The sequence below is a fragment of the Streptomyces millisiae genome (genome assembly GCF_031845425.1).
Taxonomy (GTDB): Bacteria; Actinomycetota; Actinomycetes; order Streptomycetales; family Streptomycetaceae; genus Streptomyces; species Streptomyces millisiae.
In genome coordinates this window covers 21446-44983 of sequence record NZ_JAVREM010000053.1, presented here as the reverse complement: position 1 = coordinate 44983, position 23538 = coordinate 21446, and the positions used below count along the sequence as shown (strand labels likewise).

At 74.3% G+C, this 23538-nt stretch carries 17 protein-coding genes; 10 read left to right on the top strand and 7 right to left on the bottom strand.

Annotation, left to right across the window (positions count from 1 at the left end; translation table 11 throughout):
* Positions 1–21 precede the first annotated feature (21 nt).
* The 3 genes from RNC47_RS27425 to RNC47_RS27415 all read right to left on the bottom strand — a co-directional run bounded on the left by RNC47_RS27425 (position 22) and on the right by RNC47_RS27415 (position 5355).
* Complete coding sequence (locus RNC47_RS27425) at positions 22–1185, bottom strand: DUF5685 family protein (RefSeq protein WP_311602484.1); 1164 nt, start codon at positions 1183–1185, stop codon at positions 22–24.
* Positions 1186–1219: 34 nt separating this feature from the next.
* Positions 1220–3727: a TPR repeat region-containing protein gene (locus RNC47_RS27420; protein ID WP_311602482.1), complete on the bottom strand. Its 2508-nt coding sequence runs from the start codon at positions 3725–3727 to the stop codon at positions 1220–1222.
* A gap of 608 nt (positions 3728–4335) precedes the next feature.
* Positions 4336–5355, bottom strand: coding sequence for a threonine ammonia-lyase (locus RNC47_RS27415; protein WP_311602480.1), 1020 nt, complete (start codon positions 5353–5355; stop codon positions 4336–4338).
* A gap of 81 nt (positions 5356–5436) precedes the next feature.
* On the opposite strand from RNC47_RS27415, the gene RNC47_RS27410 reads away from it, so the two are divergent.
* Entirely contained in the window at positions 5437–6333 is an 897-nt protein-coding gene (locus tag RNC47_RS27410; RefSeq protein ID WP_311602477.1) for a LysR family transcriptional regulator, read from the top strand.
* Between the two features lie 69 nt (positions 6334–6402).
* On the opposite strand, the gene RNC47_RS27405 is transcribed toward RNC47_RS27410, so the two are convergent.
* The gene (locus RNC47_RS27405) at positions 6403–7953 is read right to left on the bottom strand and encodes an HtaA domain-containing protein (RefSeq protein WP_311602475.1); all 1551 of its coding nucleotides are present in this window, start codon (positions 7951–7953) and stop codon (positions 6403–6405) included.
* Complete coding sequence (locus tag RNC47_RS27400) at positions 7950–9434, bottom strand: HtaA domain-containing protein (protein ID WP_394814895.1); 1485 nt, start codon at positions 9432–9434, stop codon at positions 7950–7952. Before RNC47_RS27400 ends, RNC47_RS27405 begins: the two co-directional genes overlap by 4 nt.
* 105 nt (positions 9435–9539) lie before the next feature.
* Here RNC47_RS27400 and RNC47_RS27395 point away from each other — a divergent pair, with 105 nt between their 5' ends.
* The 4 genes from RNC47_RS27395 to RNC47_RS27380 all read left to right on the top strand — a co-directional run bounded on the left by RNC47_RS27395 (position 9540) and on the right by RNC47_RS27380 (position 14604).
* The gene (locus tag RNC47_RS27395; RefSeq protein WP_311602474.1) at positions 9540–10559 is read left to right on the top strand and encodes a heme/hemin ABC transporter substrate-binding protein; all 1020 of its coding nucleotides are present in this window, start codon (positions 9540–9542) and stop codon (positions 10557–10559) included.
* A gap of 491 nt (positions 10560–11050) precedes the next feature.
* Positions 11051–12049 carry a FecCD family ABC transporter permease gene (locus tag RNC47_RS27390; protein WP_311602472.1) on the top strand — a complete coding sequence of 333 codons (999 nt, stop codon included), beginning with the start codon at positions 11051–11053 and terminating at the stop codon, positions 12047–12049.
* Positions 12046–12891: a heme ABC transporter ATP-binding protein gene (locus RNC47_RS27385; protein WP_394814894.1), complete on the top strand. Its 846-nt coding sequence runs from the start codon at positions 12046–12048 to the stop codon at positions 12889–12891. Before RNC47_RS27390 ends, RNC47_RS27385 begins: the two co-directional genes overlap by 4 nt.
* A gap of 204 nt (positions 12892–13095) precedes the next feature.
* Positions 13096–14604, top strand: a complete 1509-nt coding sequence (locus RNC47_RS27380) for a sugar transferase (protein WP_311602470.1) — start codon at positions 13096–13098, stop codon at positions 14602–14604.
* On the opposite strand, the gene RNC47_RS27375 is transcribed toward RNC47_RS27380, so the two are convergent.
* Positions 14598–15596: a GDP-L-fucose synthase family protein gene (locus RNC47_RS27375; RefSeq protein WP_311602469.1), complete on the bottom strand. Its 999-nt coding sequence runs from the start codon at positions 15594–15596 to the stop codon at positions 14598–14600. The genes RNC47_RS27380 and RNC47_RS27375 overlap by 7 nt on opposite strands.
* A gap of 67 nt (positions 15597–15663) precedes the next feature.
* Here RNC47_RS27375 and gmd point away from each other — a divergent pair, with 67 nt between their 5' ends.
* From gmd to RNC47_RS27350, 5 genes are all read left to right on the top strand, one after another.
* Positions 15664–16686 (top strand): GDP-mannose 4,6-dehydratase, encoded by a 1023-nt coding sequence (gmd, locus tag RNC47_RS27370; RefSeq protein WP_311602467.1) that lies wholly within the window; start codon positions 15664–15666, stop codon positions 16684–16686.
* Between the two features lie 150 nt (positions 16687–16836).
* Positions 16837–19614, top strand: a complete 2778-nt coding sequence (locus RNC47_RS27365; RefSeq protein WP_311602465.1) for a CBM96 family carbohydrate-binding protein — start codon at positions 16837–16839, stop codon at positions 19612–19614.
* The gene (locus RNC47_RS27360) at positions 19614–20102 is read left to right on the top strand and encodes a hypothetical protein (RefSeq protein WP_311602463.1); all 489 of its coding nucleotides are present in this window, start codon (positions 19614–19616) and stop codon (positions 20100–20102) included. Before RNC47_RS27365 ends, RNC47_RS27360 begins: the two co-directional genes overlap by 1 nt.
* A 19-nt stretch (positions 20103–20121) precedes the next feature.
* Positions 20122–20964, top strand: a complete 843-nt coding sequence (locus RNC47_RS27355) for a glycosyltransferase family 2 protein (protein WP_311602461.1) — start codon at positions 20122–20124, stop codon at positions 20962–20964.
* Positions 20965–21019: 55 nt separating this feature from the next.
* Positions 21020–22393, top strand: a complete 1374-nt coding sequence (locus RNC47_RS27350; RefSeq protein WP_394814893.1) for a glycosyltransferase 87 family protein — start codon at positions 21020–21022, stop codon at positions 22391–22393.
* Here RNC47_RS27350 and RNC47_RS27345 read toward each other — a convergent pair.
* Complete coding sequence (locus RNC47_RS27345) at positions 22344–23507, bottom strand: glycosyltransferase (protein WP_311602459.1); 1164 nt, start codon at positions 23505–23507, stop codon at positions 22344–22346. The two genes, RNC47_RS27350 and RNC47_RS27345, sit on opposite strands and share 50 nt — an antisense overlap.
* Between the last annotated feature and the right edge of the window lie 31 nt (positions 23508–23538).

The following is a 23538-nucleotide window of genomic DNA, read 5'->3' as shown; positions in this document are numbered from 1 at the left end:
CGGGTGGGTGGGGAAAATCCCTCACGGACTGCAGTCGCAGCAGCAGCCGTCGCAGCAGCCACCGCCACCGCCCGACCCACCACCACCGCTGCTGCCGCCACCGCCGCCACCACCGCCACCACCACCGCCGCACTGACAGCAGTCGCAACAGTCACAGCAATCGCAGAGGTCGTCGCACTTCCGGCACCAGCCCTCGCGCCGCTTCTTGCCGTTCCACGGGTCCTCGTACTCCTTGCGGCAGCACACCTGGCACGTGCAGAACAGCAGCGTCCACTCCGCGCAGCCGGCCAGCAGGCCACGGCGTCGCGGCAGGCGGCGCGTCATCGGGTCCTCGGCGAAGGCGCGGACCACGGCCCGGTCCAGTTCGTGGACGAGCAGCGCGTGGGTCAGCCGGTCGTCGACGAGGTCGACGTCCCGCAGCGCGAGTCGGACGCCCCGCACCGCGTCGTCGCACAGCCGCCTGACCTCCGGCAGCGGCGTGCCGGTGGCGTCGATCGGGTTCCAGGCGCCGGCAGCGCGGTCGGCGTCCAGGTCCTCGACCGCGTCCAGCAGGTGGGCCACCCGGCCGAAGAGGCGGCCGGCCTCGGCGAGCGGCGCCTCGTTGGCCGGGCGGCCGGCGAGCAGCGCGGTGTGGCCGAACGCGGCGCCCGTCGCGCTCTCGGTCGGTTCGGTGACCGCGAGCAGCGGCGTGCCGGGGCCGGCCAGCGCCTCGACGTCCTGCTGCCGGTCGACGGCCTCCACCAGCACCGCCGTGTCGAAGCCGACACCCGCCGCGCCCCTGGCCCCCGCCCGGTCCCAGACCCGCGCCACCCTGCGGGCCGCGGCGGCGACCGGGCGACGGGCCAACACCCCGTCGCCGTCGGCCACATGGTCGCGGATCTTGGCCGAGGCCAGCACCAGCGAGACGGCCGCGGCGAGTTGGGCGCCGGCGCCGTCCGCGACCGACGCGCTCCGCATGCCGCGCAGCGGGCAGGGCCCGGCCTGCCGCCAGCGGTCGCCGGTGTCCCCCGCCACCTGGGCGTCGTGGAGCACCGATATCAGCAGGCCGTCGTAGTTGGTCGCGGTCCGCGCGGCCTGGCCGTGGACCCGGCGCAACGCCAGGCAGAGTCCGCAGAGATGGCCGAGCCACGCGGCGGCGAGGCCGTCGGGCAGCCGATGCCGGCACGGCCTGATGATTCCGAACACACGCCCTCCCCCGTTGGTGCGCCCATCATGCCCGCTACTTGCCCAGCGCGTCCTCGTACCCGCGGCTGATCCGCTCCTCGGCGCCCGGGTAGCTCTTGGTCTCGATCTCGGAGACGGCGTTCATGAGGTCGCTGTAGACGGTGTCGGGCGAACCGGCCCGCGGCAGGGCGCTGTTGTCCCGGCCGTAGTAACGGTCGAGGTTCTCCTGGGCGTTGCCGTAGTCGGCGGCGAGCGCGGCGTGGGCGACCAGGGCCCTGACGTCCCAGTCGCCGGACTCGATGGCGTCGATCTCGGCCAGTTGCTGCGGCGTCAGCTCCACCGGCCCGAGCGCGCCGCGCACGGCGGCGGTGAGTCCGTAGGCGCCGAGCGCGACCCCGGCGCTCACCGGGTTGCTGGCCCCGGCGAGGGTGGCGACGGCGCCGGCGCCGCTGGTCAGGCCGTTGAGCACGTTGGTCTCGAGCCGGGCGGGCTCGATGCCGTTGTCGATGGCCCGGATGTCGGCGTGCTCCACGAAGCCGGCGACCCGGCCGACCGCCTCCAGCGCGGCGGCCTCGCCGGTGCCGGAGCTGAACGCCTGGTAGGCGGTGAGCGCCTGCCACTCGCCGACGCCGGAGCGGAAGTCGGAACGCACCGTGTCCATGGTGCCGTTCATCAGCTCGAAGAGGCCCTGCCGATCCTCGCGGGAGAGTTGGAATCCGTAGCGGTGGTCCTGGCCGAACAGGTTGGTGAAGCGGCGGGCGTTCGGGTCGTCGGGGTTGCTGGGCTCCAGGAACTGGGAGCCGGCGTCGCCGGGGAACTGGGAGATCATGTTCATGTAGCGCAACGCGGTGTCGCCGATGGCGCGTTGCAGCCCCGAGTGGTCCGAGCGGCCGAGCTCCTCCTGTGGGCTGTGCTCGGGCACCAGGATCCAGTAGTCGTGGTCGTCGACGTCCGACAGCAGGTTGAACGCCGCCTGCACGTACGGCTTCGCGGCGGCGTCGTTGTGGTCCACGCCCTCGGGGATGGTGGTGCCGCTGCGGATCAACTCGCCGACGCCGGTGCTGTCCTCCCACTCCTGGCGGAGCAACAGGTCACGGAAGTCGCCGTCGTTGAGCAGCCCGGCCGAGGCCTCGGTGTTGAGCGAGACGGCCTCAAGCAGCCCGCTGCTGCCGGTGTTGGACACCACCTCGACGCTCATCGGGTGGTACTGGGTGGAGGTGGCGGTCTGGATGTCGACGGCCGCGGTGGCCAGGTCCCTGGCGAACGTGTCGCCCGGCGCGGTGGTCGCGTGCGACATCAGCTCGCCGAAGCCGTTGAACAGGCGCAGTTCCGCGGGGCTGAAGGTGGGCCCGGGGTAGTCGGTGCGGAACATGCCGCCGCCCTCGTAGTCGTAGACGAAGGCACGGATGCTGGCGGGCACCGCGGCCCGCCCGGCCTCGGTGGCGACGTCGAGCCCGCCGCGCTCGGGGTCCGTCAGCACGTTGATGCCGTTGGCGACGGCCTCCTGGGCGCGGCCGACGGCCCGCATCCGCTCGGCGGCCGCGTCGCGCCCAGGGCCGTCCGCCAGGTCGTCGAGGTCGGAGTTGAGCTGGCCGAGCGCGGAGAGCGCCTGGACGTCGAGCCGGCCGTAGAACGTCGTGAGGTAGTCGCGCTCCGCCTCGGTGAGCCCGCGCGGGGCGCCCTCCAGGATCTGGGTGAGCCCCTCGGTGTAGAGGGCGAGCAGCTCCGGGTCGGGGCGCGGCTGGCGCAGCAGTTCGGCGAGGCTCTCGGCGGCGACCTCGGCGACCGTGGGCGAGGTCCACAGGTCGAGCGGGCCGCCGGTGGTGTCGAGGCCGAGCCCTTCGAGGAGCTGGCCCCACTCGGCGAGCTTGCGGGTGTACTGGTCGATGGCCTCGGTGATGTCGTCGTACGCGGCGCCGGCGTCGTCGGCCGCGGCGCGCAGGTGCTTGGCGCGGACCTCGCCCGGCAGGTCGTCCGGCAGGTGGTAGACGAGGTCGCCGCCCTGGAAGGTGGGCCGGGCGAGGACGCCCTTGCCGCCGTGCGTCACCCAGAGGGCGACGGGCGTGCCGAGCGCGGTGCGGGTGGTGCCGTCGCGGTTGGCCTGCGCGACGCGGTCGGTGAGGGCGCCCTGCCAGGCGTTCCACTCGTCGACCGCGGCCTGGACGTGCCGCTGGTACTTCTCTTCGAGCCCGCCGGGCTCGAACACCAGGCCGCGTACCTCGTCGCGGGTGTCGATGGCCTGGTTCATGGCCCTGACCAGGTGGTTCAACACCTGGTCCAGGTCCTCGCCGTTGCCCTGGAGCCCTTCGGCCGTCTCGACGATCCGGCCCTCGGCGTCGACCAGGTGATCGCCGTCGAGCCCGCCGGACTCGGCGGCGACGCGCGTCGCCCGGGCCGCCAACTCACCGGCGCCGTGCGCCTCGTCGGCCGCCCTGGCGTAGCTGGCGGCGGTGTCGGCCATGTCGTCGGGATCGATCTCGGTGCTGAACCGCTCGCATCGCTGCCAGGGCTGCTTCTTCGCCTCCGCCTCGACATCCGCCCGCGTGAACGTCAGGTCAGCCACCGCGTACTCCCCCGAATCGCCGGCCGGTCACCACCCGCCGCCGACCCTAACCCGGGGCCGCCCTCCCCGGCCTGGCCGTGACATGATCCTGCCGCGTCGCCCTGGCGGGCGGAACCGCCCTGGCGGGCTGAGGGCCCTCGAAGGCACCCCTGCCCCGGACGGCGGAGGCCGTCGAAGGGTTCGAGCCGCCCGCGCGGCGAACCCTTCGCCCTGGCGGGCGGGCCGCCCCCGCAGGGGCCCGCCCCCGACAGGCGACGGCCGGGGCGGGACCGCCCTGGCGGGCTGAGGGCCCTCGAAGGCACCCCTGCCCGGGACGGTGGAGGCCGTCGAAGGGTTCGAGCCGCCCGTGCGGCGAACCGCCGCCTTGGCAGGCGGGCCGCCCGTCGAAGGGACCCCAGTCCCGGGCGGCGGAGGCCGTCGGAGGGTTTGAGCCGTTCGCGTGGCGAACCGCCGCTTTGGCGGGGACCCGCGCCCGGTAGGCGACGGGGTGGGAGGGGCGAGGCCCCTCAGACCGCCCTGCGGGTGCCTGAGCCGGGCTCCTCCGAGGCCTGGCCGGTCGTCCGGCCCTCGCGGCCGGTCCCCGCAGTTGTCGGGGCCCTCGGCCGGCCTCAGTTCGTGGGGGCGGAGGTCCCTTCGGGGCCTTGCCCCCGCCAGGGGGTTGCGCGGAGTTCGGACTCGCTCGCGTTCGCGCCCGTGCAGACGATGGCGACGCGGCGGGCGGTGAAATGGGTGGGGTGGGCCAGGAGGCCGGCGAGGGCCGTCGCGCCGGCGCCTTCGGCGAGAGTGTGGGCGTCGCGCATCAGCCGCCACTGGGCGTCGGCGATCGTGTCGTCGTCGACCAGCAGGAAGTCGGTCAGGTGGTCCCGCATGATCCGCTGGGTGAGGTCGAAGCCGGCGCCGGTGGCCAGGCCCTCGACGCGGGTGCGGATGGGGCGGGTGAGGAGGCGGCCGGCGTGCCAGGAGTCGTGCGCGGCGGGCGCGGCCGCGGACTGGACGGCGTAGACGCGACATCGTGGGGCGACCGCGGCCGCCACCAGGCAGGCGGCCGCCGCGCCGCTGCCGCCGCCGACGGGGACGATGAGCGCGTCCAGGTCGGGGGCCTGGTCGAAGATCTCCAGGTAGACGGTCGCGACGCCGGCGATCAGGTCCGGTTCGTCGGCCGCGCTGACCAGCCGCATGCCCCGCTCGGCGGCCACCCGCTCCGCGTGCGCCGCCGCCTCGCCGAGGTCGGCGCCGGCCTCGATCAGTTCGGCGCCGAGCGCCCGCACGGCCCGCGCCTTGGCCGGGTTGGGTTCGACCGGCATGACGATCACGCAGGGCGCCCCGAACCTGGCGGCCGCGTAGGCCAGGGACTGGGCGTGGTTGCCGGTGGAGTAGCCGACGATGCCGCGGGCGCGTTCGGCCGCGTCCATGCCGGCGAGGAGCGTGAGGCCGCCGCGCACCTTGAAGGCGCCGGTCGGCTGGGTGTTCTCGTGCTTGACCAGGACGGTGGTGCCGTGGCCCGCGGCCGCGTCGAGCGCCGGGTAGGACCACATCGGGGTCGGCGGCAGGTGGTCCGCGAGCAGCCGGCGGGCGCGCAGCGCGTCGGTGATGGTGGGTGCCTGGGCGGGCGGGGAGAGAACGGCCATGCGAGCACCGTGGCACGGCGGTGACCGATAGATCCAATGCTTGTTTTCTCTGGAAGTATCGATATTGCCTATGATTTGCCTGTGCTCGACCTGACCCGGCTCCGCGTGCTGGTCGCCGTCGCCCGTGAGGGCTCCGTGACGGCGGCCGCCGAGGCGCTGCACTACGCCCAGCCGTCGGTCAGCCATCACCTGGCCAAGCTGGAGGCCGAGGTCGGCGTGGTGCTGATACGGCGGGCCGGGCGGGGCGTGATCCTCACCGAGGCCGGCCGGCTGCTGGTGGCGCGCGCCGAGGAGATCCTGGGGCAGGTGGAGTCCGCGCGCGCCGAGCTGGCCGCGCACGCCGGCCTGCGCGCCGGGCGGGTGCGGCTGGCCGCGTTCCCTTCGGCGCTGGCCACGCTGGTGCCGGCCGCCGCGGCCCGGCTGGCGGCCGAGCATCCGAGGGTCGAGCTGGCGCTGACCGAGGCCGAGCCGCCCGAGGCGCTGACCGCGCTGCGCAACGCGGACGTGGACGCGGCGTTGATCTTCGAGCACGACGATCCGGTGCGCGGCGACCGGCGGAACACGACGGTGACGCCGCTGCTGGACGAGCCGCTGTATCTGGTCACGGCGCGCGGCCGGCGCTGGCCGGGACCGCGCAGCGAGCTCGGCACGCACGCCGAGCAGAGCTGGATCGCCGGCTGCGAGCGGTGCCGGGAGCACCTGGTGTCGGTGTGCGAGCGGGCCGGGTTCACGCCGCGGATCACCTTCGAGACCGACGACCACGTGGCGGTGCAGGCGCTGGTGGCCGCCGGGCTCGGGGTGAGCGTGCTGCCGGGTCTCGCGCTCCAGGCCCATCGGAACGTGGGCGTGGTGACCGACCGGCTGCCCGGCGACCGGCGGCGGGTGTCGGTGGCGATCTACGGCGCGCCGCCGGCGGCCCGCCCGGTGCGGGCGTTCCTGGACGTGCTGGAGGCCACGGTCCGCGCGGACGGTTGGTGAGGGCCGCGCCGACCGCCCTGGTGGTGGCGATGGTGGCGGGCGGCGCGGCCCCCGGGGAGAGCCGGACCGTCAGCTCTCCGGCGTGAGGCGTCGGCGGGTGGCCCCGTAGGCCAGCGCGCCGATCGCGGTCAGGGCGGCGGCGGTGCCGAGGGCGGCCGGCAGGTCGCCGCTGGCGCCCGTGCTGGCGAGGGCGCCACCGGTGGCGCCGCCGCGGGCGCCGGTCTGGGTGCTCGGCCCGCCAGTGTCGTCGCCGTCGTCGTCGTTCCGGTTGTCGTCGCCGAGGTCGGCGCCCTCGACGAGGGCGACGGTGACGGTGACGGGGTCGAGCTCCTCGCCGGCCGAGTAGAAGCCGCCGAACGCCTCGGCGCCGTCGGCGGTGAGCGTGGCGGGCACCGCGTCGAGCGTGAGGACGTCGTCGACCGGGTTCAACGCGTCGGCGGGGATGTCGAGTTCGGCGACGGTGAGGGCGTCGTACTCGGTGACCTCACCGCTGGTGCGGTCCTTCGACGACACGTCGGCGATCAACTCGCCCTCGGTACCGTCGATCTCGATGGCGAGTTCGCTGAACCGCAGGTCGAGCGCGCCCTCGTGGCCGAGGAAGCGGACGCCGCCGGTGAACTCGGCGTCCAGGGCGGGCGCCTCGGGGTCGAACTCGCCACCGGCGGCCGGGAAGCGGTAGCCGTCGGCGATCTCGGTGGCGCCGCCGGAGAGTTCGACGTCGCCGCCCGCGATCGGGCCGGTCACATAGCTCCGGAAGGACTCCTTGACGCCCCAGTCGAGCCGGCCCTCCTGGACGGTGCCGGAGGTGTCGGGGTCCTGGGTGTCCGGGTCCTGGGTGCCGGGGTCCTCGGGGTTCTCCGGCTCCTCGGGCGCGGGGTTCTGCGGCCCCTCGGGGGCGCCGGGCTGCTCCGGTTCCTGGGGCGTGCCGGGCTGTTCCGGGGTGCCGGGCTCCTCGGGGGCGCCCGGCTCCTCGGGCTCCTCGGGCTCCTCGGCGACCGGGGTCACGGTCAGCGTGGCGGCGTCGAGCGCGGTGCCCGGCTGGTACATCGGGGTGCCGTGGTACTCGAACGCCTCGGCGCCGTCCTCGGTGAGGGTGGCCGGGATGTCCTCGAAGACCATGGCGCCGCCCTCGCCCCGGCCCGGCGCGACGGCCGACAGGTCGAGGCTGGCGAACTCGACGTCCTCGGTGGTGGTGCCGGCGACCGTGACGTCCGCGACGATCGATCCCGTGGTGCCCTCGGTGACGACCCGCAGTTCGGCCAGTTTCAGGTCCAACTCGCCGCCGTGGCCCAGGAAGTGGACGCTGCCGTCGAAGCCGGTGTCCACCGCGTGGGTGGTCGGGTCGTAGGTGCCGGTGCCCTCGGTGAAGCGGTAGCCGCCGTCGTCGTTGGTCTCGGCGCCGTCGGCGACGGTGATGCTGCCGCCGGCGATCGGGCCGCTGATGTAGCGGCGGAAGGACTCCTTGACGCCCCAGTCGAGCGTGCCGTCGGTGAGGCCGATGGCCGAGGTCGTGGGGGCGTCGGTGCCGCCGTCCTCGGCGAGCGCCGGGGCGGCCAGGGAGGTGACGCTCAGCACGGTGGCGGTGGCCGCCGCGAGCAGCAGGGGTCTGGTGGGCCTCATGCGGGGTCTGTCTCCTCGGAAGGGGTGGTGTCGGTCGTTGTCTGCGGCCCTGCGCGGCGGTTGCGGCGCAGGATGCCGAACGCGAGGGCGGCCAGGGCGAGTAGGAGCCCGGCGACGATCGCGAACAGGGTGCGGGTCGAGGTGCCGCCGTCGTCGTCCTCGGCCTGGACGGACTCCTGGTCGGCGTACGGTTCTTCGGTCGCCGGCTCGGCCGCGGCGGTGGGTTCGCTGCCCAGGTCGGGCAGGGCGGGCAGTTCGGCGTCGGGGTCGAGGGCGACGGCGAGGGTGATCGGGTCCATCTCGGTGCCGGGCTGGTAGAGGCCGCCGAAGGCCGCCGCGCCCTCCTCGGTCAGTTGGGCCGGCACCTCGCTCAGCAGGATCAGGCCGTCGCGGGGGGCCAGTCGCTCGGGCTCGGCGGCGAAGGTGACCAGCGGCAGGTCCTCCTCCTGGGCCTGGTCGCTCGCGGTGATGTCGGCGGCCAGGGTGCCGGTGCCGTCCGCGACGGAGACGGTCACGCCGCCGAGGGTGAGGTCGAGGTCGGTGCCGGTGAAGGTGACGGCGCCGTCGAACTCGGCCTGGAGCGTGCCGGCTTCGGGGTCCGCGGTGCCCCGACCCGCCGGGAACCTGAAGAGCGCGCCGCCGTCCTGTGCGCCGTCGGTGAGCGTCCATCCGCCGGCCGCGATCTCGCCGGTGACGTACTCGCGGAAGGTGCGGCGGACGCCCCAGTCGACCACGGCGTCGGCGAACTCGCCCTCGTCATCGCTCGGTTCGGCCGGCTCTTCCGTGGGCTCCTCGGGCTCGGGATCGGTCGGCGCCGGCGCTGGGTCCTCGGTGTCGGCGGTGAGCGTCACGGGGTCGAGGGCGTCGCCCGCCTGGTAGTAGCCGGCGAAGGCGGTCGCGCCCTCGGCGGTGAGGGTGGCGGGGATGGCGGAGACGGCGATCCGGGTGCCGCCGCGCAGGTCGACGCCGGTCAGGTCGAGCGTGGCCAGCGGCACCTGCGTCGACTCGGTGATCTCGCCGCTGCCGCGTGCTTTGCTGCGCATGTCGGCGTAGAGGGTGCCGGAGCTGCCGGCGACGCTGACCGTGGGGTTGCTGATGGTGAGGTCCAACTCGTACGAGCCGTCGTCCTGTTGGTGCCCGACAAAGCGGACGCCGCCCGAGTAGCCGGCGGTGAGGGCGCCGGTCTCCGGGTCGTAGTCGCCGCTCGCCGAGTGGAAGCGGAACTGGCTCTGGCCGACGGTCGCGGCGCCGCCGCTCAGCGTCCAACTGCCGCCGGCGATCGGGCCCGTGACATAGCTCTGGAACGACGAACGGATGCCCCAGTCCAGCCGGCCGCCGGCCACGGCGCGTTCGGCGGCGTGCGCGACGCCGGAGAGCGGCGCGAGCGACAGCGCGAGCGGCGCGAGCAGCAGCGGCACGAGCGTGGCGAGCGACAACAGGGCGCGTGGGCGCGGATGTCCGGGCAGCATCCTGGACAGCATCGAAGGGACCCTCCCGACAACCAGGGGCGACGACTGAGGTTAGGCTAACCTAAGTCTCGGCGACAGATGGCCACGCCCGGAAGAAGCAGGGAGAGGTGCGGAGACATGAAGCGAGCTGGTCCCCTGACGGCCGTTCTCGGCGTGCTGCTCCTGCTGCCGGCGCTGGCCGCCTGCGGCGGCTCGGCCGCCGCCCCGGGGGGCGACGGACCGTCCGCCACCGTGGTGGAGACCGTCGTCGACCAGGTGGAGCCGCTGTCCGGGCCGCCGCCCACGCCTCAGCTCCCGGTGACGGTCGACTCGGCGGACGGCGAGCGGGTGACCGTGGAGTCCGCCGAGCGCATCGTGCCGCTCTCCGGCTCGATCTCCGAGATCGTCTTCACGCTCGGGCTCGGCGAGCGGGTGATGGCCCGCGACGTCACGGCCACGTTCGAGCAGGCGGCGGAGTTGCCGGTGGTCACCAGGGGCCACGATGTCTCGGCCGAGAGCGTGCTGTCGCTGCGGCCCGACGTGGTGCTGGCCGAGTCGACGAGCGGGCCCGCAGAGGCCGTCGACCAGATCCGCTCCGCCGGCGTACCGGTGGTGGTGCTCGACGCGGCGCTCGACCTGGACTCCGTGGCGACCAGGATCGAAGCGGTGGCCGCGGCGCTCGGCGTGCCGGCCGCCGGCGCGGAGCTCAACTCCCGCACGGCGGACCGGATCGCGGCCGTCCAGCGCGACCTCCCGGCGGACGGCGACCGGCCGCGCGTGGCCTTCCTCTACCTGCGCGGCTCGGCCTCCGTCTACCTGATCGGCGGCGCCGAGTCCGGCGCGACCTCGCTGATCGAGGCCGCCGGCGGCATCGACGCGGGCGCGGACTCGGGCCTCGACCGGGACTTCACCCCCATCACGAGCGAGGCGCTGGTCGCCGCGGCACCGGACGTGATCCTGGTGATGACCAAGGGCCTCGAATCGGTCGGCGGCGTCGACGGCCTCCTCGAACTCCCCGGCGTCGCCCAGACCCCCGCCGGCATGGACCGCCGCGTCGCCAGCGTCGAGGACGGCATGCTCCTCAACTACGGCCCCCGCACGGACCAGGTGCTGGCCTCCCTCACCACCCAGATCCACGAGACGGGCTCCGCCCGATGAGACGTCCTCGGCCCGGACAGGCCATGCGCGCCGAAGGCGCGCGGGAAACCACGCCCCGCGCCGCAGGCGCGGAGGCGGCCGCCGGGCCCGCCGCCGGTGCGGCGAGCGCCGAAGGCGCGGGGGTGCGGCCGGCCGGCGCCCAGGGGCCGGCGGAGCCGGGCGCCTTGGCGGCGCAGCCGTCCGACCCTGCCGCGGAAGGCGAAGGAACCGCTCGGCCGGCGTCGCCTAACTTCGCACGAGCGACCGGCAAAGCGGAACCTCTCCGGGGCGGCACGGGCGACGCCCGCCGAGCAGCCCGCGAAGCCGGCACGGATGCACGGCCGCACGTCGCCGAAGCCGACAGCGTCGGTTGGCCGGCCGGTGCGGCAGGTGCCGCCAGCGCGGCTACGCCGGGGCACCCGCCCCGCTCCGCACGGGCGACCGGCGAAGCGGAAGCCCCCGCCGGCTCCGCCGGGGGCGCGCCGGCGCGGAGGGGTGGGTGGGGGGGGGCGGTGCTGCTCGTCGCGCTCGTCGCGGTCGCGACGCTGGCCGCGGCGGTCGGGGCGTACGAGATCCCGCTCGGTGAGCTGGTCGGGTCGGTCCGGCACCGGCTGCACCTCGGTGGGCAGCCGCTCGACCGGATCGGGGAGAGCGTGCTGTGGGACGTCCGGCTGCCCCGCGTCGTGCTGGCGATGCTCGTCGGCGCCTCGCTCGGCTGCGCCGGCGCGCTGATGCAGGGCGTCTTCGGCAACCCGCTCGCCGAACCCGGCGTGATCGGCGTGTCGACGGGTGCCGCCGTCGGCGCGGTCGCCGCGATCGCGTTCGGCATCGACGTCCTCGGCAACTGGACGGTCACCGTCTTCGCGTTCGTGACCGGTCTGTTCACGGTGGGGCTGGTGTACGCGCTCTCCAGGTCCGGCGGTCGGAGCGAGGTGGTGACGCTCATCCTCACCGGCATCGCCGTCAACGCCTTCGCCATGTCGCTCGTCGGCCTGTTCATCTTCTTCGCCGACAACGCCCAGGTCTCGCAGATCACCTTCTGGCAGCTCGGCTCGCTCTCCCAGGCCACCTGGCCCAAGGTGCTCGCGGTGCTGCCGTGCGCCGCCCTCGGGCTGCTGGTCGCGCCCGTCTACGCCCGGCGCCTCGACCTGCTCGCGCTCGGTGAGCGCCCCGCGCGTCATCTCGGCGTGGACGTCGAGCGGTTGCGGGTCTCGCTGATCCTGGTGGTCGCGCTCCTCACCGCCGCGGCCGTGGCGGTGGCCGGCGTCATCGGCTTCGTCGGGCTGGTGGTGCCGCACCTGCTGCGCATGGTCGCCGGTCCCGGGCACCGCTTCCTGGTGCCGGGCAGCGCCCTCGCCGGGGCGCTGGTGCTGCTCGCGGCCGACCTCGTCGCCCGCACCGTCGCCGAGCCGGCCGAGCTGCCGCTCGGCGTGATCACCGGGCTGATCGGCAGCCCGTTCTTCTTCTGGCTGCTCCGCAGGACCCGTGGCCGGCAGGGGGGTTGGGCGTGATCGGCCGGCTGCTGCGCGCCAGGGCGCCCGAGCCGCCGGCCAGGCCCGCGCCGGGCGAGCCGCTGGCCGAGGCCGTCTCGCTCGGCGTCGACCTCGGCGGCCGCGCCGTGCTGACCGGTGTCGACCTCACCGTGCGCGCCGGCGAGCTGCTGGCCCTGGTGGGCCCCAACGGCGCCGGCAAGTCCACGCTGTTGGCGGCGCTCGCCGCCGACCTGCCGCCCGCGGCGGGGACGTTGACCATCGCCGGCCGCCCGCCGGGCGCCTGGGGCGCGCGCGGACTCGCGCTGCGCCGCGCCCTGTTGCCCCAGTCCGCGACGCTGGCCTTCCCGTTCACCGTCGCCGAGGTGGTGCGGATGGGGCGCGCGCCGTGGGCCGGGACGCCGGCCGAGGACGAGGACGAGGCGGCGGTCGCCGAGGCGATGGCCGCCACCGAGGTCACCCCGTTCGCGGCGCGGCCCTTCTCGGCGCTCTCCGGCGGCGAACGCGCCCGGGTGGCGCTGGCCAGGGTGCTGGCCCAACGGGCTCCGCTGCTGCTGCTCGACGAGCCGACGGCCGCCCTCGACCTGCGCCACCAGGAGCTGGTGCTCGGCGTCTGCCGGGCGCGCGCCGCGGCGGGCGACGCCGTGGTCGTGGTGCTGCACGACCTCGGCCTGGCCGCCGCCCACGCGGACCGGGCGGCCGTGCTGCACGGCGGCCGGGTCGCGGCCGACGGGCCGCCGGAGGCGGTCTTCACCGAGGAGTCGCTGAGCCGGGTCTACCAGCACCCGGTGGAGGTGCTGCCGCATCCGGAGACGGGGGTGCGCCTCGTGGTGCCCCGGCGCGTGGCGCGATCCGGCCGGTGAACCCCACAAGCAGGGAAAGTTATAGCCAACGCACGCCAAACGGTAGTTGGATGCCCTAGCCTTTTCTGCGCCCCGGCGCGAACTCAGGGGGAGACGAGGACGCGCCGTTCTTCTTCGTATCTTTGCCTCATCAACGCAGTACCGTTGCACTCCTGCCGCAACGGCTTCACCGCTCTCGTGTTGTCGCATCACCTTGGGGGGTCCATGCGTCATCATCAGCCCGACAACTCGGCGACCGGGCTCGTTCGAAGACCAACGGCGGCGCCGCGGCCCATCGGCCGCCGTGAGACCTCCCGCTGGTATCCGCCACTCGCCGTCGCCGCCGACGTGTCGGGCGTCTTCGTCCCCGTCCTCACCGTCTACGGCCTGGCGGCCGAGCCCCGCCCGCTGGCCGCCGCCGCCGTCGCGACCGTCTCCTGGGTCACCGTCCGGGTGATCCACCACCGCTACCGTCCCCGCTCGCTGGGCGAGACCCGCGGTCTGCTGCCCACCGTCCACGACTGGCTGATCTTCCTCGGCCTGTTGGCCGGCCTGCGCGCCGTCACCGGCGAACAGTCCGCCGTCGCCTCGGCGTTAGCCGCCCTCCTGCCCTCCCTGCTGATCACCGCGACGACGGGCGCGCTGATCCACCGGCACCTGCTCGCGCAGCGGCACCGGGCGCAGGCCGTGCGCCGGGTGCTGGTGGTGGGGGAGCCGGGGCCGGTCGACGAGGTCACCGCGCAGCTGGCCGCCCGCACCGACCACGCCTATGTCGTCATCGGCACCGTGCTGGTCGGCGACGCGGGCGAACTCACCTCGGGCGTCCCGGAGATGGGACGGCTCCCGGCGGCCGTCGACCGCTCCCCCGCCATACCGGACCTGATACCCGAGGGCCCGGACGGCTCCACGGTGCTGGCCGCGGCCCGCCGACAGGACGCGGACCTGGTGCTGGTCGCGCCCGGCTGCCTGCTCACCGGCGAGCGGCTGCGCCGCGTCTGCTGGGCCGTCCAGGACGCCGGCCTGCGACTCGCCGTCGCCTCGGGCCTGTCGGAGGTGGCGCTGCGTCGGCTGACGGTCTCCACCGCCGCCGGGCTCAACCTGCTGCACATCGCCCCGCCGCTGCGCAACGGCCCGCAGCCGGCCCTGAAGTCGGTCCTCGACCGGGTGGCGGCCGGCGTGGCGCTCGTGGCGCTCTCCCCGCTGCTGCTCACCCTGGCGCTGGCCGTCAGCCTGGACTCGCGTGGGCCGGCGCTCTACCGGCAGACCAGGATCGGCTACCGGGGCACCCCGTTCACGCTGTGGAAGTTCCGCACCATGGTCGCGGACGCCGAGTCGCGGCGGCCCGAACTCGAGGGGCTCAACGAACACTTGAGCGGCCCACTGTTCAAGATCCGCCGCGATCCCCGGGTGACCAGGCTCGGCCGTTTCCTGCGCCGCACCTCGCTGGACGAACTCCCCCAGCTCGTCAACGTGTTACGCGGCCAGATGTCACTGGTGGGGCCGCGGCCGCCGCTGCCGGAGGAGGTGGCGCGCTACGGCGCGGTGGAGCTGCGCCGGCTCGGCGTCAAGCCGGGGATCACCGGCCCCTGGCAGGTCAGCGGCCGCTCTGACCTGTCGTGGGACGAGGGCCTGGCGCTCGATCTCTTCTACACCGACAACTGGTCGGTGACCGGCGACCTGGACGTCCTGGCCCGCACCTTCCGCGCGGTCGTCGACGGCCGGGGCGCCTACTGATGGCCCGTTCGGGCCGGCGCGGGCACGGTGGCGTAGTGGCGGGGGCGCTCACCGGCCGCGCCCTCACCCAGCCACCACTCGTAGGTCTCCCGGACGCCGCGCGGCAGCGGCGTCCGGGGTGTGAAGCCGAGCGCGGCGAGCCGGGAGACGTCGAGCAGCTTGCGGGGGGTGCCGTCCGGCTTGCTCGGGTCCCAGGCGATCCGGCCGGTGAAGCCGACGGCCTCCGCGATGACCGCCGCCAGCTCGGCGATCGTCAGGTCCTCGCCGACGCCGACGTTGACCGGCGAGTCGCCGTCGTACTCGCGCAGCAGGGTGACGCAGGCGCGGCCGAGGTCGTCGCTGTGCAGGAACTCGCGGCGCGGCGTGCCGGTGCCCCACAGCGTCACCTCCTCGCGCCCGTCCCGCTTGGCCTCGTGGAAGCGGCGGATCAACGCGGGCAGCACGTGCGAGTTCTCCGGGTCGAAGGTGTCGCCCGGGCCGTAGAGGTTGGTGGGCAGGGCCACCACGTAGGAGCGCCCGAACTGCCGCCGGTAGGACCTGACCTGGGAGATGCCGGCGATCTTGGCCAGCGCGTAGGGCTCGTTGGTCGGCTCCAACGGGCCGGTCAGCAGCGCGTCCTCGGTGATCGGCTGCGGCGCGTGCTTGGGGTAGATGCACGAGGAGCCGAGGAACAGCAGCCGGTCGACGCCGGCCGCGTGCGCGCCGGCGATCACGCTGAGCTGGATGCGCAGGTTGTCCTCCAGGAACGGCACCGGGTAGCGGTCGTTGGCCAGGATCCCGCCGACCGTCGCGGCGGCGAGGACCACCGCGTCGGGCCGGGTGTCGCGCAGGAAACGCAGGGTCGCGTCGGCGTCCCGCAGGTCGAGCTCCGCGCGGGTCCTGGTCAGCACCTCGTAGCCCTGTTCGGTGAGTTGGCGGGCGATGGCGCTTCCGGCCAGGCCGCGGTGCCCCGCGACGAAGATCCGCGCGTCGGGCGGCAGCAGTGTCGTCATGGCAACGGATTGTTGCATAACCACACATATCTCTCTGTTCTTCCCGAAGAGAAAGGCTGGGGCCGCGATGAGTGGCGGTAACAGGACGGCGTTGATCACCGGCGTCACCGGACAGGACGGCTCGTACCTCGCCGAACTGCTGCTGGCCAAGGGCTACACGGTGCACGGCCTGCTGCGGCGGTCCTCCTCGTTCAACACCGAGCGGATCGACCACGTCTACCAGGGGCCGCAGGAGCCGTCCCGGACGCTGGTGCTGCACCACGCCGACCTCTCGGACGGCGTGGCCCTGGTGAACCTGCTGCGCGAGCTGAGACCGGACGAGGTCTACAACCTGGGCGCCCAGTCGCACGTCCGGGTCTCGTTCGACGTCCCGATGTACACCGGGGACGTGACCGGGCTCGGCACACTGCGGCTGCTGGAGGCGATCCGCGCCAGCGGCATCGACACCCGCATCTACCAGGCGTCCTCGTCCGAGATGTTCGGCGCGACGCCGCCGCCGCAGAACGAGAAGACGCCGTTCCACCCGCGCAGCCCGTACGGCTGTGCCAAGGTCTACGGCTACTGGTCCACCGTTAACTACCGCGAGGCGTACGGCCTCTACGCGGTCAACGGGATCCTGTTCAACCACGAGTCGCCACGCCGGGGCGAGACGTTCGTGACCCGCAAGATCACCCGGGCCGTGGCCAGGATCAGGGCCGGGCTCCAGGACCGGCTCTACATGGGCAACCTGGACGCGGTGCGCGACTGGGGCTACGCGCCGGAGTACGTCGAGGCGATGTGGCGGATGCTCCAGCAGGACGAGCCCGGCGACTACGTGGTGGCCACCGGGGTGGCGGCCACGGTCCGGGACTTCCTGGAGGCCGCCTTCGCGGCCGGCGGGCTCGACTGGACGGAGTACGTGCGGTTCGACCCCAAGTACGAGCGGCCGAGCGAGGTGGACGCGCTGATCGGGGACGCGTCCAAGGCGCGCGAGGTGCTGGGCTGGAAGGCGGAGACGCGCTGGCGCGAGCTGGCCGAGCTGATGGTGGCCGCCGACATCGAGACGCTGGACGCCGAGTTGAGCGGCCGGCGGGTCCGGATCGATCGTTGACGACGCGCGCCCGCGCGCGCGGGGCGGCCACCACGCGCCCCGGATTCACCATCGTTCGCGCACAACCTGACGGGCCGTTGGTTGGTCCTAGTTGCGCCGGATGGCGGCACAGTGCGGATCGGTAAGGCTGGTTGGGTAGTGGGTGAGGCGATGAGAGCCAGGGGCTTGCGGCGGTTCCTTGCGCGGCGGACACGGCTGGGCGGGATCGGGGCCGGGGTCGTGGTGGCGTTGGCGGGTGGGTTGTTGGCCGGGCCCGCCGCGCCGGCGGCGGTCGCGGTGACGGAGCCGGTCGGGATGACCGCCGACGAACTGCCGACCTGGCAGACCAACGGCATCGTGTACGCCCTCGCCGAGGCCGACGGCGTCGTCTTCGTCGGCGGCACCTTCTCCGCCGTCCGGCCGCCCGGGGCCGAGGCCGGCACACAGGAGCGCCCCGCGGGCAACTTCGTCGCCCTGGACGCCGCCACCGGCGAACCCGTCGACTGCGACCTGTCGTTCTCGGTGGGCTCGGGCACCGCCACCGTGCGGGCGCTGGCCGTCTCCCCCGACGGGCGCACCCTGTACGTCGGCGGCACCTTCGGCTCGGTCAACGGCGTCGGCGCCAGCAGCGTCGCCGCCTTCGACATACCGAGCTGCACCCGCAGGCCCTTCCCGCCGGCCGCCAACGGCATGGTGCGGGACATCGCCGCCACCGCCGACCGCGTCTACCTGGCCGGCGACTTCACCCAGATCGGCGGCACGGCCCGCGGCCGGTTCGCGGCCGTCACCACCGACGGCGCCGTGGTGCCCGGCTGGGTGGCCAACGCCGACGAGCTCGGCAAGGCCGTCGAGGTCACGCCCGACGGGCGCAACGTGCTGCTCGGCGGCGACTTCTACACCATGAACGGCGCCAACTCCCACGCGCTGGCCGTGGTCAGCGCCAGCACCGGCGCCAACGTCCGCACCTACCCGCTCGGGTTCATCGACGACGGCTCCACCGTGCAGGACATCGCGGTCGACGCCACCGGCTTCTACACCGCCAACGAGGGCACCGGCGGCGGCGTGTTCGACGGCCGCATCGCGCTCGACCTGGCCACCTTCAACGAGCGCTGGCGCGACACCTGCCTGGGCGCCACCCAGGACGTCGCGGTGCACGGCTCCGTGGTCTACAGCGCGCACCACGCCCACGACTGCTCCAGCATGGGCGAGTTCCCCGACCAGGAGCGCTACCACCTGTTCGCGCAGGCCGTGGACACCGGCGAGAAGCTGGGCTGGTTCCCCAACACCAACGACGGCCTGGGCGAGGCGCTCGGCCCGCGCACCCTGCTGGCCGTCACCGACCACCCCACCGACGACCGGGACTTCATGTGGGTGGGCGGCGGCTTCACCACCGTCAACGGCGCCCCGCAGTGGGGCCTCACCCGCTTCGCCACCTCGCCCGACGTCGGCGCCCCGTCCGTCCCCGAGGCGCACGCCGCCAGCACCACGCCGGGACGCGTCGACGTGACCTGGCGCCCCAGCCTCGACCTGGACGACAGCCGGCTCACCTACCGGGTCTACCGGGACGGCGCCAGCCAGCCGATCCACACCGTGCAGGCGTCCTCGGTCCCCTGGCGGCGCGCGCAGCTCAGCTTCGCCGACACCGGCATGTCGGCCGGCGAGAGCCACAGTTACCGGATCACCGCCACCGACGGCGCCGGCAACACCAGCGCGCTCTCCGCCCCCGTGACGGCGACGGCGGCCGGCGGCACCCAGCCGTACGTGACCGCCGTGCTGGCCGACAGCCCGCTGCTGTACTGGCGTTACGACGAGACCGCCAACAACTTCGCCTCCGACGCCTCGGGCAACGGCAACAACGGGGTGCACCGGGGCGGCCCGCAGCGCGGCGTGACGCCGGGCGCCGTGCCAGGACCCGAGGCGACCGCCCTCGGCCACGACGGCGTCGACTCCTACACCTACAGCGACCGCTCCTTCTCCGGCCTGCAACGCTTCACCGTGGAGACGTGGTTCAGGACCACGACCACCTCGGGCGGCAAGCTGATCGGCCTCGGCAACCGCACCCTGCAGCCGAGCACCGCCCGCGACAACAACCTCTACATGCTCAACGACGGCCGGCTCTCGTTCGGCATCGTCAACAACGGCAACCGGGTCATCACCAGCTCCGGCCGCTACAACGACGGGCGTTGGCACCACGTCGCGGCGTCCGTCGGCACGAACGGCATGCGGCTCTACGTGGACGGCCAGCAGGTGGCCAGCAACCTCTTCTACACGACCGCCCGCAACGTGACCGGCTACTGGCGGGCCGGCGGCGACTCCCTGGTCAACTGGGCCAACCGGCCGGCCAGCGACCTCTTCGCCGGCCAGCTCGACGAGACCGCCGTCTACCCCGCCCAGCTGTCCGCCGCCCGGGTCTCGGCGCACTACCAGGCGGCCTCGCAGCCGACCGACACCGTGACGACCGTGACGCCGACGGCCGACACCTATGTCAACGGCGCGGCGGCGACCACCAACTACGGCGGCCACCAGCAGCTGGCGGTGCGCGGCAGCAGCGCCTACGAGAGCTACCTCGGCTTCCGGCTGCCGGCCGCCCCGGCCGGGCAGGTGTTGAAGAGCGCCGCGCTGCGGGTGCGGGTCTCCGACGACTCGGTGGCGGGCTCGGTCGACGACTTCCAGGTGGTGCCGATCGACGGCGCCTGGGACGAGGCCACCACCACCTACGCCACCCGGCCCGCGCTCTCACCCACGACAGTCGGCACGCTGAGCGCCCCCGAGGCGCCCGGCGGCGTCCACTCGGTGCCGCTCGACCTGGCGACTGTGCGGGCCGCGCTCGGCGGCGACTTCGACGTGGCGCTGCGCGGCGCGGGCACGGACAGCCTGTGGCTGTGGGCCAGGGAGGCCGCCCACAGCGGCTACCGGCCGCAGCTGGTGCTGACCTTCGGGGCGCCCTGATGAGGGCCGGCGCCCTGGCCTGCGGAGTGCTCCTGGCCGCCGTCGTCTCGCTGACCGCCTGCGGCGGCAGCGGTGACGACGGCGAGGACGGCGGCGCGGCCGGGGCCGAACGGCCCGCCGTGGAGGTGACGGCCTCACCGGAGTCGCCGGCGACCCAGGGCGCGGAGAACTCGCCGGAGGCGGAAGGGATTCCGGACGAGACCGTGCCCGAGGAGGAACTCACGCCCGCCGAGGGAGAGTTCGACGATCAGGAGCGGGAGTACCTGACCGACCGGGTGCCGGTGGGCGCCGACCCGGCCGCCATCCTGGAGATGGGCGACGAGGCGTGCTACCGCATCGGCTACCTGGAGCGGCACGACCGGGCGGGCGCGGTGCGGGCGTTGCGCGAGGGCGAGATCCCGGACGCGGCGGCCGCCGTCGAGCACCTGTGCCCGGAGTACGCCGAGCTGCTGGCCGAGGCGGAGTCCGAGGCGGCGGCCGAAGAGTGACAGCGCGACAGGGAGAAGAGTGACCCGACTACCGATCGTGGTGGCGATCCCCACCAAGAACGAGGCGGCCAACATCACCGGCGCGGTGCGTTCCGTCATCGACCACTTCGCGGCCGTGGTGGTCGTGGACTCCGACAGCACGGACGACACCCGCGCCCTGGCCAAGGCGGAGGGCGCGGAGGTCGTCCCCTACACCTGGGACGGCCGCTACCCGAAGAAGAAGCAGTGGTGTCTGGAGAACGTCCACCCGGAGACGGACTGGATGCTCTTCCTCGACGGGGACGAGACGCCGAGCGGCGAGCTGATCGCCGAGCTGCGGCGGATCTTCCACGACGGCCGCCCGGTCCGCCCGGCGGCCTTCGACATCCCGCTCGGGTACTGGTTCGCGGGGCGGCGACTGCGGCACGGCTACACCATCGTGAAGCGGGCGCTGCTCGACCGCACCCGGGCCAGGTTCCCGGAGCCCGACGATCTGGCCGCGCCCGGCATGGGCGAGCAGGAGGGTCACTACCAGCCGCTGGCGGAGCCCGTGCACCGGCTGCGGGCCCCCATCGAGCACCGGGACCTCGACCCGGTGCGGACCTGGTTCGACCGGCACAACCGGTACTCGGACTGGGAGGCGTGGCTGGAGCGCCACCCCGAGGTGCGGGAGCAGATCCGCACGGCGAAGACCCGGCAGGGGCAGATCTTCCACCGGGCGCCGTTCAAGCCGCTGTTGTCGTTCGGGTACTCCTACGTGTACCGGCGGGGTTTCCTCGACGGCCGGGCCGGTTTCGACTACGCGCTGGCCATGAGCTTCTACCGCTGGCAGATCGGGGTGAAGGCGCGGGAGGCGGCCGCCGCCGAGCGGCCGACCGACTGACCGGACGGGCGCGGGGTCCGCCGCCCCGCTGATGCGACGACCGGGTGGCAAACATATGTTTGCTTCCGTGAGCAGCAGTGGATCCAGTCAGTGGACTGTCGAAGCCCCGGCCCCCGTCCGGCTGCCCCCGGCGGCCGGGCGGCGGGTCACGCTGGTCGCGGGGGGCGTCTGCCTGGTGTCCTTCGTGGCCTTCTTCGTGGCGCAGCGGATGGCCGGCGTCACCTGGTTGGACCTGGACGTGTACCGGGCCGAGGGCTGGGCGATCCGCACCGGCGACAGCCTCTACGACCTGCGGGTCACCGAGCACGGGCTGCCGGCCACCTATCCCCCGTTCGCGGCGCTGCTCTTCGTCCCCCTGACCTGGGTCGGCGTGGAGACCATGCGGGTGGCGGCGACGGTGGGCAACCTGCTCCTGCTGCTGGCGCTGGTGTACCTGTCGCTGCGGCTGATCGGCCGGCGGCCCCGGGGGCTGCCGCTCCCGGCGGCGGCGTGCGCGGTGGCCGCCGTGGCCGTCTGGTGCGAGCCGGTGTGGACCACGCTGCGGTACGGCCAGATCAACCTGCTGCTCGCCGTCCTGGTGCTGTGGGACCTGACCCGCAGGACCGGCCACCGCTGGGCCGGCGCCGGCATCGGCGTCGCGGCCGGCATCAAGCTCACCCCGGCGCTGTTCGCCGTGCTGCTCGCGGTGGCCGGCGGCGTGCTCGCGGTCCGGCGGCTGCGGCGCGGCGCGCCGGCGTGGAACGAGCAGCTGCGGCGGGCGGCGGTGGCGGCTGGCGCGTTCTGCGCCACGGTGGCGATCGGGGCGCTGGCCGCGCCCGGCGACTCCCGCCGCTTCTGGACCGAGGTGGTCTTCGACAAGAACCGGGCCGGCCGGATCGAGGGCACGGCCAACCAGTCGCTGCGCGGGGTCATGGCCCGCGCCCTGCACACCGTCGACCCGGGCGGGGCGTGGCTGCTGCCGGCCCTGCTGGTGTGCCTCGTCGGGCTGGCCACGGCGGTGGCGGCGCTGCTGGCCGGGGACCGGCTGCCGCACGCCCGCGCCTGGGCCGCCGTCAGCTGCGGGGTCACCGCGCTGGTGGTCAGCCCCATCTCCTGGTCGCACCACTGGGTCTGGGCGGTGCCGCTGGTGCTGCTGCTGGCCGCCGAGGCGGCGCGCCGCCGGCACCGGTGGTGGGTGGCGGGGGCGGCCGTCACCGGGGTGCTGTTCTTCACCTTCGCGCTGTGGTGGGTGCCGCACTTCAGGGACGACCATCCGGAGCTGCGGCAGTCCCCGGGCCAGATGCTGCTCTCCGGGATCTACCCGGGGATCGGCCTGGCCTTCCTGACGCTGGCGGCGGTGGTGGTCGCCAGGGCCTGGCTGCGCCGCCCGCCGGGACCGCTCATACCCGCGGTGGACCGGCCGCGCCGGTTACTCGCCCGTACACCGTGAGCAGCTCGTCCAGCACCGCGTCGATGGTGAAGTGCTCCTCGACCAGCCGGAAGGCGGCCCTGGAGGCCCGTTCGTTGGCCTCGGGCGCCAGCAGGTCGAGGATCGCCCCGCCGAGCCGGGGCCCGTTGTCCTCGTCCGCCCGGGAGGCCACCACCCGCCCGGCGCCGGCCCGCGCCACGTCGGGGGCGAGCCCGGTGGTCTCGGTGACCACGACGGGCGTGCCCACCGACATGGCCTCCAGCGCCGAGACGGAGAAGGCGTCCTGGACGGACGGCAGCACGAACACGTCGGCACGCCGCAGCCACGCCATCACCTCGGCCCGGTCGAGCGCCCCGACCCGGTCGAGCGAGCCGCGCACGCCGAGCGACTCGGCGCGGGCCAGCGTGTCGGCGAGCGCGCCGGTGTCGGGCCCGGCAAGCACGAAGCGGGCGTCGGGGTGGCGGGCCAGCACGGTGGGCATGGCGGCCACGAAGTCCTCCGGCCGCTTGCCGGCCTGCACCCGGGCCAGGTAGAGCACGGTCGGCGGTCCCGACGTCTTGCGCCGCGACTCCTGCGCCGGCACGCCGTTGACCAGCCGGTACTGCGGCGCGATGGGCTCCGGCGCGACCACGGCGGCGGTCTCGGCCCGCTCCCGCTCGGTCAGGTGGAGCACGGCGTCGGCCCGGCGCAGCACCCGGCGCACGCCGAGCGCGTCCACCAGCCTGGCCACCCGCTTCTCGGTCGGGTCCACCATGCCGTGGGTCTGCAGCACCAGCGGGGTGCCGGCCTGGAGCGCGAGCAGCGCGACCGGCAGGGTGATCAGGTCGCGCATCAGGTGCACGTGGACGAGGTCGGCGGACCTGACGTAGGACCAGGCGCGGGCCAGCAGGGTCGGGGAGGTGATGCCGCTGACCTCGAACCTGGGCAGCACGTGCCGGGCCTGGAAGAGCCGGACGTGGGCGCCCTCCACCTCGCGCGGCAGCTCCGCGCCCGCCCCGAAGCCGTCCCCCAGGGCGGCGAGCACCGCCCGGTGCCCGCGCTCGCGCAGCCCCCGGCACTGGCTCAGCGCGACCCTGGTGGGGCCGCCGAACTCGTGCGTGGGCGTGTGCAGGGTCACCACGTGCAACACCTTCATGCCACGAACTCCCTCCCCCCACCACATCGTT

Coding starts and splice junctions, on each gene's coding strand:
- RNC47_RS27395 (WP_311602474.1), top strand. CDS start 9,540: ATGAAGCGAGCTGGTCCCCTGACGGCCGTTCTCGGCGTGCTGCTCCTG.
- RNC47_RS27350 (WP_394814893.1), top strand. CDS start 21,020: ATGTTTGCTTCCGTGAGCAGCAGTGGATCCAGTCAGTGGACTGTCGAA.
- RNC47_RS27360 (WP_311602463.1), top strand. CDS start 19,614: ATGAGGGCCGGCGCCCTGGCCTGCGGAGTGCTCCTGGCCGCCGTCGTC.
- RNC47_RS27415 (WP_311602480.1), bottom strand. CDS start 5,355: ATGGCCGTTCTCTCCCCGCCCGCCCAGGCACCCACCATCACCGACGCG.
- RNC47_RS27365 (WP_311602465.1), top strand. CDS start 16,837: ATGAGAGCCAGGGGCTTGCGGCGGTTCCTTGCGCGGCGGACACGGCTG.
- RNC47_RS27345 (WP_311602459.1), bottom strand. CDS start 23,507: ATGAAGGTGTTGCACGTGGTGACCCTGCACACGCCCACGCACGAGTTC.
- gmd (WP_311602467.1), top strand. CDS start 15,664: ATGAGTGGCGGTAACAGGACGGCGTTGATCACCGGCGTCACCGGACAG.
- RNC47_RS27375 (WP_311602469.1), bottom strand. CDS start 15,596: ATGACGACACTGCTGCCGCCCGACGCGCGGATCTTCGTCGCGGGGCAC.
- RNC47_RS27405 (WP_311602475.1), bottom strand. CDS start 7,953: ATGAGGCCCACCAGACCCCTGCTGCTCGCGGCGGCCACCGCCACCGTG.
- RNC47_RS27380 (WP_311602470.1), top strand. CDS start 13,096: ATGCGTCATCATCAGCCCGACAACTCGGCGACCGGGCTCGTTCGAAGA.
- RNC47_RS27400 (WP_394814895.1), bottom strand. CDS start 9,434: ATGCTGTCCAGGATGCTGCCCGGACATCCGCGCCCACGCGCCCTGTTG.